Origin of the sequence: Oxalicibacterium flavum (genome assembly GCF_014635065.1) — a bacterium.
Taxonomy (GTDB): domain Bacteria; phylum Pseudomonadota; class Gammaproteobacteria; order Burkholderiales; family Burkholderiaceae_D; genus Oxalicibacterium; species Oxalicibacterium flavum.
This window is the reverse complement of record NZ_BMCG01000002.1, coordinates 494,240-510,334: the sequence shown is the minus strand read 5'-3', so window position 1 is coordinate 510,334 and position 16,095 is coordinate 494,240. Positions and strand designations below refer to the sequence as shown.

15 protein-coding genes are annotated in these 16,095 nt (G+C 63.4%); all 15 read left to right on the top strand.

All coding sequences use genetic code 11. The features are described 5' to 3' along the window. Positions 1-40 precede the first annotated feature (40 nt). Positions 41-919, top strand: a complete 879-nt coding sequence (locus IEV38_RS05900) for a CheR family methyltransferase (RefSeq protein WP_188395233.1) — start codon at positions 41-43, stop codon at positions 917-919. A gap of 9 nt (positions 920-928) precedes the next feature. Then, positions 929-1,534, top strand: coding sequence for a chemoreceptor glutamine deamidase CheD (gene cheD, locus IEV38_RS05895; RefSeq protein ID WP_188395232.1), 606 nt, complete (start codon positions 929-931; stop codon positions 1,532-1,534). A gap of 39 nt (positions 1,535-1,573) precedes the next feature. Beyond that, positions 1,574-2,650, top strand: a complete 1,077-nt coding sequence (locus tag IEV38_RS05890; RefSeq protein WP_188395231.1) for a protein-glutamate methylesterase/protein-glutamine glutaminase — start codon at positions 1,574-1,576, stop codon at positions 2,648-2,650. Positions 2,651-2,793: 143 nt separating this feature from the next. Next, entirely contained in the window at positions 2,794-3,192 is a 399-nt protein-coding gene (gene cheY, locus IEV38_RS05885; protein ID WP_188395230.1) for a chemotaxis response regulator CheY, read from the top strand. Between the two features lie 10 nt (positions 3,193-3,202). Next, a complete protein-coding gene (gene cheZ / locus IEV38_RS05880) occupies positions 3,203-3,859 on the top strand; it encodes a protein phosphatase CheZ (RefSeq protein WP_371869846.1) in 657 nt (218 codons plus the stop codon). A gap of 30 nt (positions 3,860-3,889) precedes the next feature. Next, a complete protein-coding gene (locus IEV38_RS05875; protein WP_188395228.1) occupies positions 3,890-5,089 on the top strand; it encodes an EAL and HDOD domain-containing protein in 1,200 nt (399 codons plus the stop codon). 202 nt (positions 5,090-5,291) lie between these two features. Continuing rightward, a complete protein-coding gene (gene flhB / locus IEV38_RS05870; RefSeq protein ID WP_188395227.1) occupies positions 5,292-6,461 on the top strand; it encodes a flagellar biosynthesis protein FlhB in 1,170 nt (389 codons plus the stop codon). Next, positions 6,461-8,545, top strand: a complete 2,085-nt coding sequence (flhA, locus tag IEV38_RS05865; RefSeq protein ID WP_188395463.1) for a flagellar biosynthesis protein FlhA — start codon at positions 6,461-6,463, stop codon at positions 8,543-8,545. Before flhB ends, flhA begins: the two co-directional genes overlap by 1 nt. Continuing rightward, positions 8,542-9,864: a flagellar biosynthesis GTPase FlhF gene (gene flhF / locus IEV38_RS05860; RefSeq protein WP_188395226.1), complete on the top strand. Its 1,323-nt coding sequence runs from the start codon at positions 8,542-8,544 to the stop codon at positions 9,862-9,864. The genes flhA and flhF overlap by 4 nt, the downstream gene beginning before the upstream one ends. Then, positions 9,857-10,672, top strand: coding sequence for a MinD/ParA family ATP-binding protein (locus tag IEV38_RS05855; RefSeq protein ID WP_188395225.1), 816 nt, complete (start codon positions 9,857-9,859; stop codon positions 10,670-10,672). The genes flhF and IEV38_RS05855 overlap by 8 nt, the downstream gene beginning before the upstream one ends. 5 nt (positions 10,673-10,677) lie before the next feature. After that, positions 10,678-11,409 carry an RNA polymerase sigma factor FliA gene (locus IEV38_RS05850; protein WP_188395224.1) on the top strand — a complete coding sequence of 244 codons (732 nt, stop codon included), beginning with the start codon at positions 10,678-10,680 and terminating at the stop codon, positions 11,407-11,409. Beyond that, positions 11,391-12,131, top strand: coding sequence for a flagellar motor protein (locus IEV38_RS05845; protein ID WP_188395223.1), 741 nt, complete (start codon positions 11,391-11,393; stop codon positions 12,129-12,131). Before IEV38_RS05850 ends, IEV38_RS05845 begins: the two co-directional genes overlap by 19 nt. A 16-nt stretch (positions 12,132-12,147) precedes the next feature. Further along, complete coding sequence (motD, locus tag IEV38_RS05840; protein WP_188395222.1) at positions 12,148-12,924, top strand: flagellar motor protein MotD; 777 nt, start codon at positions 12,148-12,150, stop codon at positions 12,922-12,924. Between the two features lie 313 nt (positions 12,925-13,237). After that, positions 13,238-14,845 carry an ABC transporter substrate-binding protein gene (locus tag IEV38_RS05835; protein WP_188395221.1) on the top strand — a complete coding sequence of 536 codons (1,608 nt, stop codon included), beginning with the start codon at positions 13,238-13,240 and terminating at the stop codon, positions 14,843-14,845. 304 nt (positions 14,846-15,149) lie between these two features. Further along, positions 15,150-16,094, top strand: coding sequence for an ABC transporter permease (locus tag IEV38_RS05830; RefSeq protein WP_188395220.1), 945 nt, complete (start codon positions 15,150-15,152; stop codon positions 16,092-16,094). Position 16,095: the final 1 nt, after the last annotated feature.

Below are 16,095 nucleotides of genomic sequence, written 5' to 3'. Positions count from 1 at the left end.
AGATCGCGCAGCAAGGGGACAAGAAGGAATCATCGGCATCATGAAGGCAAATGCGCAAACCCGGCCGGAAGGCACCAAGGAATTCGAGTTCACGGCACGCGACTTCGAACGTGTGCGTGGCCTGATCTACAAGCGGGCAGGCATTGCCCTGGCCGCCAGCAAGCAGGAAATGGTCTATAGCCGCCTGGCGCGTCGTCTGCGCGCCACCGGCATCCATTCGTTTACCGCGTATCTCGACGCGCTCGAGCAGCGTGACGATGGCGACGAGTGGGAGGCATTCACCAATGCGCTGACCACCAATCTGACGGCCTTCTTCCGCGAGGCCCATCACTTCCCGATCCTGGCCGAGCATCTGAAGCGCGTGAAGACGCCGATCGAGATCTGGTGCAGCGCGGCGTCAACCGGCGAGGAGCCGTATTCGATCGCGATTACCGCGTGCGAAGCGTTCAATACGCTGACGCCGCCGGTGCGCATCATCGCCACCGACATCGATACCAACGTGCTGCGTACCGGCGAGAACGGCATCTACGCGATCGACCGTCTCGAGAAAATGCCGATGGAACGCATGCGCCGATTTTTCCTGCGCGGCAAGGGCGCGCAGGAAGGCATGGTGCGCGTGCGGCCCGAGTTGCGGCAGATGATCACCTTCCGCCAGCTCAATCTGCTGTCCGATCAATGGCCGATCTCGGGACAGTTCGATGCGATCTTCTGTCGCAACGTCATGATCTATTTCGACAAGCCGACGCAGGGCAAGATTCTCGATCGCTTTGCACCGATGATGAAGGAGGATGCGCTGTTGTTTGCCGGCCATTCCGAAAATTTCCTCTACGCCAGCAATGCCTACAAGCTGCGCGGCAAGACCGTCTATGAGCTGGACCCCGCGCGGAATGCCGGCGGCGCCAGGTTGCGGCGGGCATAGGAGGACATCATGAGCGGCGTACTCAACGAACATTTCGCGACCAATGTCTATTTCGATCGCACCTTCGATCGCGATGCAGCCAAGATTCTGCCCGGCGAGTATTACTACACCGGCAAGGACATGCTGATCGTGACCGTGCTTGGCTCGTGCGTGTCTGCCTGCATACGCGACCGCGTCTCGGGCGTCGGTGGCATGAACCACTTCATGCTGCCGGAAGGCGATACCGACAGTCCGGTCTCGGCTTCCGCGCGCTATGGCACCTATGCCATGGAAATCCTGATCAACGACCTGCTCAAGGCCGGAGCGCGGCGCGAGAATCTCGAAGCCAAGGTTTTCGGCGGCGGCAAGGTGCTGCAGGGTTTCGTCAACATGAACGTGGGCGAGCGCAACGCGCAGTTCGTGCGTAACTTCCTCAAGACCGAGAATATCCGCATCGTGGCCGAGGATCTCAACGATGTGCATCCGCGCAAGGTCTATTACTTTCCGCGCAGCGGCAAGGTGCTAGTCAAGAAGCTGCGCCAGCTCAACAACAACACGCTGGTCAACCGCGAGCAGGATTACGCCAATCGTCTGCAGGCAAGCAATGTCAGCGGCGACATCGAACTCTTTTCCTGAGTTCGCATAACGACAACAACAGGCAGGGAGGACAAGAACATGAAAACCAAGGTGCTCATCGTCGACGACTCGGCATTGATCCGCAGCGTCATGAAGGAAATCATCAACAGCCAGCCCGACATGGAAGTCGTGGGACAGGCGCCCGATCCGATCATCGCGCGCGACCTGATCAAGCAGACCAATCCGGACGTGCTGACGCTGGACGTCGAGATGCCCAAGATGGATGGCCTCGACTTCCTCGAAAAGCTGATGCGGCTGCGGCCGATGCCGGTCGTCATGGTGTCGTCGCTGACCGAGCGCGGTTCGGAGATCACGCTGCGCGCGCTGGAGCTGGGCGCGGTCGATTTCGTCACCAAGCCCAAGATGTCGATCCAGAGCGGCATGCTCGAATACACCGAGCTCATCACCGACAAGATCCGCGCCGCCTCGCGTGCGCGCATCAAGGCGCGTCAGGTCGCGCCGGCCGATGCACAGAAGGGGCCGGGCGCGGTGCTGCCGCAGGTGCGCAACCCGTTGACCAGTAGCGAAAAGCTCATCATCATCGGCGCCTCCACCGGCGGTACCGAGGCGATCAAGGAATTCCTGATGCAGATGCCGTCGGACTGCCCGGGCATCCTGATCACGCAGCACATGCCGGCCGGCTTCACCAAGTCGTTCGCGCAGCGTCTCGACAACCTGTGCAAGATCGGCGTCAAGGAGTCCGAAGGCGGCGAGCGCATCCTGCCGGGCCACGCCTATCTCGCGCCCGGCCACTCGCATCTGCAACTGGTGCGCAGCGGCGCCAACTACATGACCCAGCTCGACCAGGGACCGCCGGTCAATCGCCATCGCCCGTCGGTCGATGTGCTGTTCAACTCGGCCGCCATCCACGCCGGCAAGAACGCGGTCGGCGTGATCCTGACCGGCATGGGCAAGGATGGCGCGCAGGGCATGCTCGAGATGAAAAAGGCCGGCGCCTACAATTTCGCTCAGGACGAGGCATCGTGCGTGGTGTTCGGCATGCCGCGCGAGGCGATTGCGGTCGGTGCGGCGCACGAGGTCGGCGCGTTGCAAGAATTGCCGGGCATGGTCATGAATCATTTGGCAACAAACAGCAGCCGTGCGTTGCGTGTCTGACGAACAGCAGGCATTTGTGGACTCTATTTTGCTACTGTCCGGCTGGCGGGGCAGTGCATAATGGCAAATGATTGGCGTCTGATCGGGACTTAGTTCGATTGCGTGCCGGATCGATAATGAATCAAGAATGAATGGAGTATTTCATGGCAGGTCCAAATACCAAATTTCTCGTTGTCGATGATTTTTCGACAATGCGTCGTATCGTCCGCAACCTGCTCAAGGAGCTGGGCTACACCAATGTCGATGAAGCCGAGGATGGCGCCATGGCGCTGGCCAAGCTGCGCAGCGAGCAATTCGATTTCGTGGTGTCGGACTGGAACATGCCCAATATGGACGGTCTGACCATGCTGCAGCAGATCCGTGCCGATCCGGCGCTGTCCAAGCTGCCGGTACTGATGGTCACGGCCGAGGCCAAGAAGGAAAACATCATCGCCGCCGCCCAGGCCGGCGCCAACGGCTATGTGGTCAAGCCGTTCACGGCTGCCACGCTGGATGAAAAGCTGGCCAAGATCTTCGAGAAACTCGCCAGCGCCGGAGGTTGAGTTGAGCGCCATTTCGGCGGGTCTGGCCGATACCGGTTCGCCAGACGGAGCGGTCAGCGAAGAGATGCTGGCGCGCGTCGGCCACATGACGCGCGCGCTGCACGACAGCCTGCGCGGTCTCGGCTTCGATCAGCTGATCGAACGTGCCTCCCACGACATTCCAGATGCCCGCGACCGGCTCGACTACGTCGCGCGCATGACCGAACAGGCCGCGCAGCGCGTGCTCAACGCGACCGACCTTGCGAGCCCGCTGCAGCAGGGCATCCAGGACAATGCCGCGCGCCTGACGGCCGACTGGCAGCAACTGCTGGCGCAGCCGTTTTCCGAACAGGCCTGTCGCGAACTGGCGGCACGCACCGTGGCCGGACTGGAGCAGGCGCAGACCGCGGCCGCCGATACGCGCCAGCACCTGATGAACATCATGATGGCGCAGGATTTTCAGGACCTGACCGGGCAGGTGATCCGGAAGGTGACCGAACTTGCGCACGGGCTGGAGCAGCAGTTGCTGCAACTGCTCGTCGATTACGCGCCGCCCGAGAAGAAGCGTGAGGTTGACAGCGGCCTGCATAATGGTTTGCTCAATGGTCCGCAGATCAACCCGACCGGTAACGATGTGGTCGCCACCCAGGAGCAGGTTGACGATCTGCTCGACAGTCTCGGCTTCTGATCCGCCTTCCTCCATTTCCCGTTTCCATTCATGCCAGACAACCAGTTCATTGTCCGTTCTCCTCTGTTGAATGCGGCGCAGCAGCTGCTCGGATACGAGCTCTCTTGGTACAGCGCCGACGCGGGCGGAGGCCTGGCGAGTGACGAGGAACTGATTGCCCTGATCGAGTTCGCCGCCTCGCAGCTGGTGCGGGAGGACAGCGGATGGCAGCTCGACGATCTGCTCCTGTTCTTCGAGGCCACGCCGGCAGTGCTGGTGTCTTCCGTCCTCGGCCTGTTGCCGCCGACGCGTACCGTGCTGCGCGTGAGCGCCACCGACCTGCAGGATGCCGCCACGCTCGAACATGCGCGCACCTTGCGTCAGCGCGGCTACGGTATCTCGCTATGCAATGCCGACGCATTGCCGGCGTCCAGCACCTTGCCGGCGGTGCTGACGCATGCCGAGGGACGTTTCTGGCAAGCCACCGGTAACGCGGCAATGTTTCGCAGTGCCGGGGTGCAGCTGCTGGCGCGTCCTGTTGACGACTGGGCAACGTATGACGCCTGTGCCGCGGCCGGCATGGCGGCATTCATCGGCAATCTGCAGGCGAGACCGCGTCCGGCAACGGGCAAAAAAGGACTGAATGCATCGCAGGTCATCATCGTCCAGTTGATGGACATGGTGCGCAACAACAGCGACGTGCGGCAGCTCGAGGAAGTGCTCAAGCGCGATGCCACACTGTCGTACAAGCTGTTCCGCTACATCAACAGCGCCAGTTTCGGACTCGGAATCGAAATCCAGTCGCTGCGCCATGCGGTGACCATGCTCGGCTATTCGCCACTGTATCGCTGGCTGTCGCTGCTGCTGGCAACCGCTGGCGATGATCCGGCGGGTGAGCTGCTGATGCAGTCCGCCATCGTGCGGGGCCGTATCGCAGAACTGGCGGGACACGGCATCCTGCCCAAAGGGGAGGCCGAAAACCTGTTCGTGGTCGGCATGTTTTCCCAACTGGATCGCCTGCTCGGCATGCCGATGAGCGAAGTGCTGGACCGCGTGCATCTGTCGGATGCCGTATCGCAAGCCTTGCTGTCGCGCGAGGGCATGTATGGCCCGTTTCTGGCGCTGGCCGAGGCCTGTGAACATGGCAATGGCGCGCTGGAGGCGCTGGCCGACTCCCTGTTCGTCAGCGCACGGCAGGTCAACGAGGCGCATCTGGCCGCGCTGGCCTGGGCACGCCGGATCAGGCTTTGAGTCCCGCCTGAGCGGCCGGATGTGGCAAAGGGGCATGCCGCCCGGCGCCACCCGCACAGCCGCATGCCCGCCAGAAACATTAATAGCGGGTAGTTTCCCGTCCTATTCCCCCGATGGTTTTCCCCTGTTCTGACCAATAATCCCTTCCATTGGTCCGCATGGCGTCATGTCGACGCGCTGCGGTTGGTCCAGGAGCAGGGAATTGGCTGAAGAAAGCGATCTCGAAAAGACAGAACCGGCCTCACCGCGCAAGCTGCAGCAAGCGCGGGAAGAGGGCGACGTTCCGCGTTCGCGCGAGCTGGCCACCTGCACGCTGCTGCTGAGCGCGGGCGCCGCGCTCTGGTTCACGGGCGGCAACATCATCCGCCAGATCAACGCGCTGCTGGCGTCGGGCCTGGCGTTCGACCGCGAGATGGCGTTCGACATGAACCTGCTGATCAGCCACACCGCGCCACGCATCGTCGATCTGCTGATCGCCTGCGCACCGGCCGCGCTGGTGCTGATGGTGGTGGCGCTGGCGACGCCGATGCTGATCGGTGGCTGGCTGGTGAGCGCCAAGGCGCTGCAACCCAAGTTTTCCCGCATGAACCCGATCAAGGGCCTGGGCAACATGGTCTCCAAGCGCGCCGGCGTCGAACTGCTGAAGGCGGTCGGCAAGGCGGTGCTGGTCGGCTGGATCGCATGGATGGTGATTCGCTTCGAACTCGACGCCGTCATGGCGCTGAGCGTGGAACCGCTCAAGAGCGGCACCGAACACCTGGGCCAGCTGATGCTGGTCAGTTTCCTTTTCATCGCCAGCGGCCTGATCCTGATCGCTGCCATCGATGCGCCATACCAGATGTGGGCGCATGCCAAGAAACTCATGATGTCGCGCCAGGACGTCAAGCAGGAAGCCAAGGAAACCGACGGCAACCCCGAGATCAAGGCCAAGATCCGCCAGCAGCAGCGCGAGATCGCACGTCGTCGCATGATGAGCGAAGTGCCGACCGCCGACGTGGTGGTGACCAACCCGACCCACTATGCGGTTGCGCTCAAGTACGCCGAGAACGGCATGCGCGCGCCGAAGGTGGTCGCCAAGGGCGCCGACGAAGTGGCGGCCAAGATCCGCGAGATCGCCGCCGAGAACAATGTCGTCCTGCTCGAGGCACCGCCGCTGGCGCGCGCGCTGTACCGCCACACCGATCTCGGCGACGAGATTCCGGAAGGCCTCTACATTGCCGTGGCCGAAGTGCTGGCCTACGTGTTCCAGCTGCGCGCCTACGGCAAGCATGGTGGCAAGCGCCCGGTCGAACCGCACGACCTCGACGTGCCGCCGCAAATGGATCCTCTCAACCCCGCTGCGCAGGACGCCGATGCGCGTGACATGAAATGATGAACAGTCTGAAACTGCCGGCCTGGATGTCGGGCTCCAATTCGAAAGTGGTGGCCGCGCCTATCCTCATCATCATGATGCTGGCGATGATGGTGCTGCCGCTGCCGGCGATGGCGCTGGACATGCTGTTCACATTCAACATCGCGCTGTCGATCATCGTGCTGCTGACCGCGCTCTACACGGTCAAGCCGCTCGACTTCATGGTGTTCCCGACCGTGCTGCTGGTCAGCACCATGCTGCGCCTGTCGCTCAACGTCGCTTCCACGCGCGTGGTGCTGACCGAAGGCCACAACGGCCCGGACGCGGCCGGCAAGGTGATCGAAGCCTTCGGCCACTTCCTGATCGGCGGCAACTACACGGTCGGTATCGTGGTCTTCATCATCCTGACCATCATCAACTTCACGGTCGTCACCAAGGGCGCCGGCCGTATCGCCGAAGTCGGCGCGCGTTTTGCGCTGGATGCCATGCCCGGCAAGCAGATGGCGATCGACGCCGACCTCAACGCCGGCCTGATCGGCGAACAGGATGCACGCCTGCGCCGCACCCAGGTCGCGCAGGAAGCCGAGTTCTACGGCGCCATGGACGGCGCCAGCAAGTACGTGCGCGGCGATGCCATCGCCGGCATCATCATCACCGTCATTAACGTCGTCGGCGGCCTGATCGTCGGCATGATCCAGCACGACATGGCGTTCTCCAACGCCATCGAGAACTACACGCTGCTGGCGATCGGTGACGGCCTGGTGGCGCAGATCCCGTCGCTGATCATCTCGACCGCGGCCGGTATTGTGGTCTCGCGCGTGGCCAGCGAGCAGGACATCGGTGGCCAGCTGGTCGGCCAGCTGTTTGCCAAGCCGCAGGTGCTCTACATCGCGGCCGCCATCATCGGCGGCATGGGCGTGATTCCGGGCATGCCGCACGTGGCCTTCCTGTTCCTGGCGGCGGTACTGGCTGGCGCCGCCTACATGATCACGCAGCGCATGAAGAATGCGCCGGAAGTCGAAGCCGAGATCGCCGCGCCTGCTGCCGCGCCGGAAGTCGAGGAGGCGACCTGGCAGGACATCGTGCAGGTCGATACGCTCGGCCTCGAAGTCGGCTACCGCCTGATACCGCTGGTCGACAAGGCGCAGAGCGGCGAGCTGCTGCGCCGCATCAAGGGCATCCGCAAGAAATTCGCGCAGGAGGTCGGCTTCCTGTCGCCGCCGGTGCACATCCGCGACAACCTCGAACTCAAGCCCTCGGCCTACCGCATCACCTTGAAGGGCGTGGAAGTCGGCAGCGGCGAGGCGCATGCCGGCCAGTACCTCGCCATCAATCCCGGCATGGTGACCGGCCAGCTGCCGGGCGTGATCACCAGCGACCCGGCCTTCGGCCTGCCGGCAACCTGGATCGACGCCGGCATGCGCGAGCAGGCGCAGGGCATGGGCTACACCGTGGTTGATGCCGGCACCGTGGTCGCTACCCACCTGAACCACCTGATCACCACGCATGCGGCCGAACTGCTGGGCCGCCAGGAAGTGCAGGCGCTGCTCGACCACCTGACGCGCGAGACGCCCAAGCTGGTGGAAGACCTGGTGCCCAAGCTGATCACGCTCTCGACGCTGCAGAAGGTGCTGCAGAACCTGCTGATCGAAGGCGTGCACATCCGCGACATGCATACCATCATCGAGACGCTGACCGAGACGGCGGTCTATACGCAGGACGTCAACGAACTGACGGCGCAGGTGCGCGTGGCGCTGGGCCGCGCCATCGTGCAGCAGCTTTTCCCGTCCACCAACGAACTGTCGGTCATGACGCTCGACAACCGCCTCGAACGCCTGCTGACGCAGGCGCTGCAGGCCAGCGGCCCGGAAGGCGCGGGCATCGAGCCGGGTCTGGCCGACACCATCGCCGCGCAGGCCGAAGCCGCCACGCGCCATCAGGAACAGATGGGCCTGACGCCGGTGCTGCTGGTGCCGGCGCAACTGAGAACACTGCTCGCGCGCTTCCTGCGCCGGGCCTTGCCGCAATTGAAGGTGCTGTCGCACGCTGAGGTGCCGGACACCAAAACCATTCGAGTGACCAGCCTGGTCGGAGGACAAACATGAACGTCAGAAAATTTACCGCTTCGTCGTCGCGCGAGGCGTGGCACATGGTGCGCGAGGCGCTGGGCGCGGATGCCGTCATCCTCTCCAACCGACGCGTCGGCAACCGTACCGAGATTCTGGCGCTGGCGGCCGACGACATGGCTTCGCTGGCTGCGCCGGTGGTCGAAAAGCGGCCGCTGTCGCCGCATACGCTGTCGGCCCTGATGCCCAGGCAGGACAAGCCGGCCATCACCTTTGCGCCGCCGGCTCCCGCAGCGCCGCCGAAGCCGGCTGCCAAGCCTGCCGCAGCGGCTCCATCGGTGGCGCCGGCCGCTACCGCGCCGAGCGCCGCGTCCGGCGCCGAGCGTTCGGAGCTCGACAGTCTCATGAAGGAAATCCGTTCCATGCGCGGCATGCTGGAAACGCAGCTGGCTGAACTGACCTGGGGCGACCGTCAGAAGAAGGAACCGGCACGTGCAAGCGTACTGCGCGAAATGCTGGCGGCCGGTTTCAGCGCCAGCCTGTCGCGCTACATGACCGAACGCATGCCGAGCGGCCTGTCGCACAAGCGCGGCATGGACTGGGTCAAGTCGGTGCTGGAGCGTAACCTGACTACCATCGGCAACGAAAACGAGATTCTCGAAAAGGGCGGCGTCTATGCGCTGGTCGGACCGACCGGCGTCGGCAAGACCACCACTACCGCCAAGCTGGCGGCGCGCTGCGTGATGCGCCACGGTCCCGGCAAGCTGGCCCTGATCACCACAGACGGCTACCGTATCGGCGGCTACGAGCAGTTGCGCATTTACGGCAAGATCCTCGGCGTGATGGTGCACTCGGTCAAGGACGAGGCAGACCTGCGCATTGCACTGGAAGAACTGAAGGGCAAGCACACCATCCTGATCGATACCGTCGGCGTAGGCCAGCGCGACCAGATGGTGGCCGAGCAGATCGCGATGCTGTCGGGCTCCGGTACCGAAATCAAGCGCCTGCTGTGCCTGAACGCCACCTCGAACGGCGAGACGCTCAACGAGGTCGCGCGCAACTACATGGGCGACGGCCTGGCCGGCTGCATATTGACCAAACTGGACGAAGCTGCAACCATTGGCAACGCTGTCGATGTCGCCATCCGTCAGAAATTGAACTTATACTACGTGGCGAACGGACAACGCGTGCCGGAAGACCTGCATGTGGCCAACAAGGCCTATCTGGTTGACCGCGCCTTCAAGCTCAAACGCGAAACGGCACCGTTCCAGTTCAGCGACGAGGAGATTCCGCTGGTGATGGCCAATACGGCGCGTGCCATGAACGATAAAAGTCTGCGTGAGGTGATGCTTGGCTAGTTTTGAATGCGATCAGGCGGAAGGTCTGCGTCGCCTGCTTGCCGGGCCGCGGCCGCGCATCGTCACGTTCCTGTCGGCGGCACTGCCGTCCGAGAAGAGCGCGATGCTGGTCAACCTCGGCGCCTCGCTGGCCGAGAGCGGCCGCGAGGTTGCGTTGCTCGATGCCTGTCTCTCGGAATTCGGTATCGCGCGTCGCATGGGCGTCGATCTGCGCGCCACGCTGCTCGACGTCTCGCGCCAGCAGCGCGCGCTCGACCAGGTGCTGCACACCATGCCGCAGGGCTTTCATCTGGTGTCGCTGGCTGCCGGTTCGCGCGGCGCGTTGTCGTGCGACGCCGATCAGCTGCGCCGACTTTCCAATACCTTCAATGTGCTGGCGGTGCAGTCCGACGTGGTGATTGCCGATGCCGAACTCGACGACAGCGACGATCTGCCGCTGGCGGCGATGGGCGAGGGCGATATCGTGATCCAGGTCACGCCGGCCGCCGATTCGATCAAGAAGGCCTATGCCCTGATCAAGCGGCTGCACATGCGGCTCGGCTGCCGGCCTTTCGGTGTGCTGGTCACCGGCGCCGACGAACAGGAAGCCGACATGGTCTATCGCAATCTGGCGCAGGTGGCGAGCCGGTATCTGGCGGTACGCCTGTTCTCGGTCGGCTCGATCCCCAATGACGAACAACTCGTCCGCGCGGCGCGGCTTGGCCGTGCCGTGGTCGATGCCTTCCCGCGTGCGGGAGCGGCGCTGGCTTTCCGCCGTCTGGCCGAGCGCTTTGCGACTCCCGATGCGGCAATGGGTGTCGGGATTTGAGAGCGATGTACACCGCGGCCGGAAAATCGGACAGGGATCATCTCGTCAGCGAGCACGCGCCGCTGGTGAAGAAGCTCGCCCATCAGATGAAGGCCAAGCTGCCGCCCAGCGTGGAAGTGGATGACCTGATCCAGGCCGGCATGATGGGCCTGCTCGACGCCGTCAACCGCTACGAGGAAACGCACGGCGCGCAGTTCGAGACCTATGCGGTGCAGCGCATCCGCGGCGCCATGCTGGATGAACTGCGCAGCAGCGACTGGATGCCGCGCAGCATGCGCCAGAACATGCGCAAGATCGAGGTCGCGATGAATGCGCTGCAGCAGCAGCTCGGCCGCCCGCCCAACGAGAGCGAAGTCGCCAAGCAGCTCAAGCTGTCGCTGGCCGATTACCAGGACCTGCTCGGCGACGGCGGCGGCCACCAGCTCGTCTATTACGAAGATTTCCACGACAGCGAGGACAACGAGCACTTCCTCGACCGCTACTGCATCGATCATGCAGGCGATCCGCTGCAAAGCCTGATGAACAGCGGCTTCCGCTCGGCCGTGATCGCCGCCATCGAGGCCTTGCCCGAGCGCGAGAAGATCCTCATGGGCCTGTACTACGAGCAGGAAATGAACCTGAAGGAAATCGGCGCCATCATGGGCGTCACCGAATCGCGCGTCTCGCAGCTGCACAGCCAGGCCATCGCACGCATGCGTGCCAATTTACGGGAGAGGGCGTGGACTGGGGTAGCCTGATCGGGATCGCACTGGCCGTTGGCGGCCTGCTGATTGGACAGACGCTGGAAGGGGGCACGCTCGGATCGCTGATCCAGCCGGCGGCCTTCGTCATCGTCGTGGTCGGCACCATGGGCGCGGTGCTGCTGCAGAGCGGCTGGAGCAACTTCATCGCCGGCATCCGCATGGCGCGCCGCGTGTTCCGGCCGCAGACCGACGACTTTCCAGAACTGATGCGCGACGTCATGGCATGGAGCGTGACGGCGCGCCGCGAAGGCCTGCTGAGTCTCGAAAAACTGATTCCCGGTGTGCAGGACCCGTTCATCGCGCACGGCCTGCGGCTGATCGTTGACGGTGTCGAGCCGCGTCGTGTGCGCGAAGTGCTGGACATGGAAATCGGCGTCTATGAAACTCGCCAGCGGCTGGCCGCCAAGATCTGGGAAGCCGCCGGCGGCTATGCGCCGACCATCGGCATCCTCGGTGCCGTGCTGGGTTTGATCCACGTGATGGAAAACCTGTCCGACCCGAGCCGGCTCGGCAGCGGCATCGCGGTCGCGTTCGTCGCCACCATCTATGGCGTCGGCTTCGCCAACCTGATCTTCCTGCCGATTTCCAACAAGCTCAAGGCGCTCGTCAACCGCGACGTGTTCCGTCACGAACTGCTGGCCGAGGCATTTGCCGGCATCGCCGCCGGCGACAATCCGCGCCTGATCGAAGAGCGCATGGCGATCTACCTGTTGTAACGGCGACGGAGCATTCATGCGACGCAGACGCCGATACGACGACGATCAGGACAACCACGAACGGTGGCTGGTCTCCTACGCCGATTTCATCACGCTGCTGTTCGCCTTCTTCGTCGTCATGTATGCGGTGTCGTCGGTCAACGAAGGCAAGTACCGCATTCTTTCCGATTCGCTGGGCATCGCCTTCAGCGGCCTGCGGCCGCAGGCGCCGGTGGTTGACAGTCCGATCGAATCGCAGCGTCCGGCATTGCCTTTGCCGCTGCCGGTGCCGCGCCGCCCCAATAACGATGCCGCCATCAAGAAGGAGCGCGAGCAGATGACCGGCATCGCGCGCAACCTGCTGGCGGCGATGGCCCCGCTGGTCGACCAGGGCAAGGTGCGCGTGACGCAGACCGAACGTGGCGTCAGTGTCGAGATCAATGCCAGCGTATTGTTCGCGCCGGCCGAGGCCAGGCTGAGTCCGCAGTCCGAGAAGACGCTGCGCGCGGTGGCCGAGGTCCTGACCCAGGTCGACAACCAGATCCAGGTCGAAGGCCATACCGACAACGTCCCGATCAGCAATCCGATGTTCCCGTCCAACTGGGAGCTGTCGGCGGTACGCGCCAGCAGCGTGGTGCGCCTGTTCATCGATGCTGGCATTGCCGAAGGCCGTCTGCTGGCGGTCGGTCATGGCGCCAATCAGCCGGTCGCTTCCAACGACACGGCGGAAGGGCGCCTGCGCAACCGTCGCGTGCAGTTGATGATCCAGTCCGGCCTGCCCGAGGCCGTCACAGAAGTGCCGATCAAGCCCTGACGCTGTCGGCACACGCATTTTCTTCCCTTCGTTTCCTTTTCTTCAATGGTCCGGCTGGACCGCTTTTCGCTTGAATCTGGCTTGAACGCGGCAGCATGCCGCGCATTGCCCCAGTTTGGTCAGTCCTGTTCCAAAACGGTGCCAGCGCGGATGCGCTTTCGCTGAACCAGCATCCGTGCGCGCTGCGCGGGCAGGCATGCACCGTCGTCAACCGGCATTTAAACAGTGCTTCCCGGATGGCAAAAGCTGGCATGCGACGTGCTTATCTCTGACATGTCACATCTTTCTTGTGTCGCTCATCTTGGAGATTGCCATGCCCTCATACAAATGGATTTCCCGTTTGCTGGTTGCCGTGCCGCTTGCGCTGACACTGCATGCCGGCGCGCAGGCCGAAACGGTCGCCCGTTACGGTATTTCTATGGCGGATATTCCGCTGACCACCGGCCAGCCCGACCGCGGCGCCGGCGCCTACCAGTTCACCGGCCATACCATCTACGATCCGCTGGTGGCATGGGAAGCCAATATCGATTCGCGTCCCGGCAAGCTGATTCCGGGCCTGGCCACCGAATGGAAGGTTGACCCCAAGGACCAGAAGAAATGGGTGTTCACGCTGCGTCAGGGCGTGAAGTTCCACGACGGTTCGGACTTTAAGGCCGACGCCGTGATCTGGAATCTCGAGAAGGTCCTCAATGAGAAGTCGCCGCAGTTCGACGCCAAGCAGAGCGCGCAGGTGCGCCCGCGCATTCCGTCGATCGCGTCCTACCGCAAGCTCGGCGACTACTCGGTCGAGATCACGACCAAGGACGTCGACGCGCTGTTCCCGTACCAGTTGCCATGGTTCCTCGTTTCCAGCCCCGCGCAGTGGGAAAAGCTGGGCAAGGACTGGAACAAGTTCGCCTCGCAGCCGTCCGGCACCGGTCCGTTCAAGCTCGACAAGCTGGTTCCGCGCGAGCGTGCCGAACTAGTGAAGAACACCGCTTACTGGGACAAGTCGCGTCTGGCCAAGACTGACCGCATCGTCCTGCTGCCGATTCCTGATGCCGTGACGCGCGCCAACGCACTGCTCAACGGTCAGGTCGACATCATCGAGACGCCACCGCCGGACATGGTGCCGCAGCTCGAAGCCGGCCGCATGAAGATCGTCAAGAACGTCACGCCGCACGTGTGGCCGTACCACTTCAGCACCTATCCGGGTTCGCCGTGGACCGACATCCGCGTGCGCAAGGCTGCCAACCTGGCGGTTGATCGTGATGGCATCGTGGCGCTGATGAACGGCCTCGCGGTTCCCGCCGTGGGTCAGGTTGACGCGACCAGCCCTTGGTTCGGCAAGCCGACCTTCAAGCTCAAGTACGACCTCGCGGCTGCCAAGAAGCTGATGGCCGAAGCCGGCTACGGTCCGAACAAGCCGCTGAAGGCCAAGATCGTGATCGCCCAGGGCGGCACCGGCCAGATGCTGTCGCTGCCGATGAACGAGTACATCCAGCAGAGCCTGGCCGAGATCGGCATTCAGGTCTCGTTCGAAGTGGTCGAGCTCGAAACCCTGTACCTCCACTGGCGCAGCGGTGCCAAGGGCGACATCAATGCCGGCAAGGGCATCACCGCGATCAACCTTGGCTACGTGACCGCCGATCCGTTCTACGCGATCACGCGCTTCGTCGACAGCCGCTATGTCTCGCCCAATGGCGTGAACTGGGGCGGCTACAACAATCCCAAGGTCGATGGCTGGCTCGATCAGGTACGCACCACCTTCGACGTGAAGGCACAGGATGCGCTGCTGGCGCAGGTGCACCAAACCATGGTTGATGACGCGCTGATGCTGTGGGTCGTGCATGACGTCAACCCGCACGCGATCTCGCCCAAGGTCAAGCGCTTCGTGCAGGCGCAGCACTGGTTCCAGGATCTGACGACGATCGGGATGTAAGGGCGATCTGTATTCGCCTGTGTAATACAGCGCACCGTCATTCCCGCGCAGGCGGGAATCCAGTCCGCCTCTGGGCTCCCGCCTGCGCGGGAGCGACGGTGGTGTTGGAAGTAGTCGGTAACACCTTGCCGGAGCAGGTTTATTTGTTCCGCAGTTGAAAGAGCAGTTGAAGTAGCAGCACCCGCAGTAGAAGTACCTGCAGTACCCGTAGTTGTTAGTAGTTGAAGTCCTCCCGGACGCGGTGCGGCGCAAGCCGTATCCGCGTCACGGCCGAATACCGCAAGTGCATCATCGAAAGCCGTCCATGTTTACCTACATCATCAAGCGCCTGCTGTACGCGATTCCGATTGCGCTCGGCGTGACGCTGCTGTCCTTCATGCTCGTCTATCTCGCGCCCGGCGACCCGCTCAATGCGATCGCGCCGGCCGACGCGCCGGCCGAAGTCATCGCCGCGCTCAAGAGCGCCTATGGTCTCGACAAGCCGGTGCCGGTGCAGTACGGCCTGTGGCTGCTGCGCGCCGTGCAGGGCGATCTCGGCACCTCGATCGCGTCGGGCCGCGAAGTCGTCAGCGAAGTCATGAGCGCCGTCAGCAATACGCTGCTGCTGGCGGGCGCCGCCGGCCTGATCGGCGTGCTCGCAGGCTGCGTGCTCGGCGCGCTGGCCGGCTACTGGCATGGCGGCATCATCGACCGCATCGCCACCTTCTTCTCGGTGATCGGCGTCAGCATTCCGCATTACTGGTTGGGACTGGTACTGACCATCGTGTTCTCGATCTGGCTCGGCTGGCTGCCCGCGATGGGCGCCGGACCGGGCGGCGGCTGGCAATGGGACATCGATCATCTCAAGCACCTGATCCTGCCGGCTGCTACGATGGCCGTGATCCCGATGGGCATCATCACGCGCACCGTGCGCGCGCTGGTGGCCGATATGCTCGAACAGGAATTCGTCACCGCGCTGCGCGCGCGCGGCCTCGGCAACGGCGCGATCTTCCGTCATATCGCCAAGAACACCGCGCCGACCGTGCTGGCCGTGACCGGCCTGCAGATCGGTTACCTGATGGGCGGTTCGATCCTGGTCGAAACCGTGTTCGCCTGGCCCGGCACCGGCTTCCTGCTGAACACCGCGATCTTCCAGCGCGACATGCCGCTGCTGCAGGGGACCATCCTCGTGCTCTGCATGTTCTTCGTCACGCTGAACCTGCTGGTCGATATCCTGCAACCGCTGCTCGACCCGCGCATGGGTCGCTGAA

Bases quoted from the DNA above. Each gene is read 5' to 3' on its own strand.
- cheY (WP_188395230.1), top strand. From the start codon at position 2,794: ATGGCAGGTCCAAATACCAAATTTCTCGTTGTCGATGATTTTTCGACA.
- flhF (WP_188395226.1), top strand. From the start codon at position 8,542: ATGAACGTCAGAAAATTTACCGCTTCGTCGTCGCGCGAGGCGTGGCAC.
- IEV38_RS05890 (WP_188395231.1), top strand. From the start codon at position 1,574: ATGAAAACCAAGGTGCTCATCGTCGACGACTCGGCATTGATCCGCAGC.
- flhA (WP_188395463.1), top strand. From the start codon at position 6,461: ATGAACAGTCTGAAACTGCCGGCCTGGATGTCGGGCTCCAATTCGAAA.
- motD (WP_188395222.1), top strand. From the start codon at position 12,148: ATGCGACGCAGACGCCGATACGACGACGATCAGGACAACCACGAACGG.
- IEV38_RS05875 (WP_188395228.1), top strand. From the start codon at position 3,890: ATGCCAGACAACCAGTTCATTGTCCGTTCTCCTCTGTTGAATGCGGCG.
- IEV38_RS05900 (WP_188395233.1), top strand. From the start codon at position 41: ATGAAGGCAAATGCGCAAACCCGGCCGGAAGGCACCAAGGAATTCGAG.
- IEV38_RS05835 (WP_188395221.1), top strand. From the start codon at position 13,238: ATGCCCTCATACAAATGGATTTCCCGTTTGCTGGTTGCCGTGCCGCTT.
- cheD (WP_188395232.1), top strand. From the start codon at position 929: ATGAGCGGCGTACTCAACGAACATTTCGCGACCAATGTCTATTTCGAT.
- IEV38_RS05850 (WP_188395224.1), top strand. From the start codon at position 10,678: ATGTACACCGCGGCCGGAAAATCGGACAGGGATCATCTCGTCAGCGAG.
- IEV38_RS05830 (WP_188395220.1), top strand. From the start codon at position 15,150: ATGTTTACCTACATCATCAAGCGCCTGCTGTACGCGATTCCGATTGCG.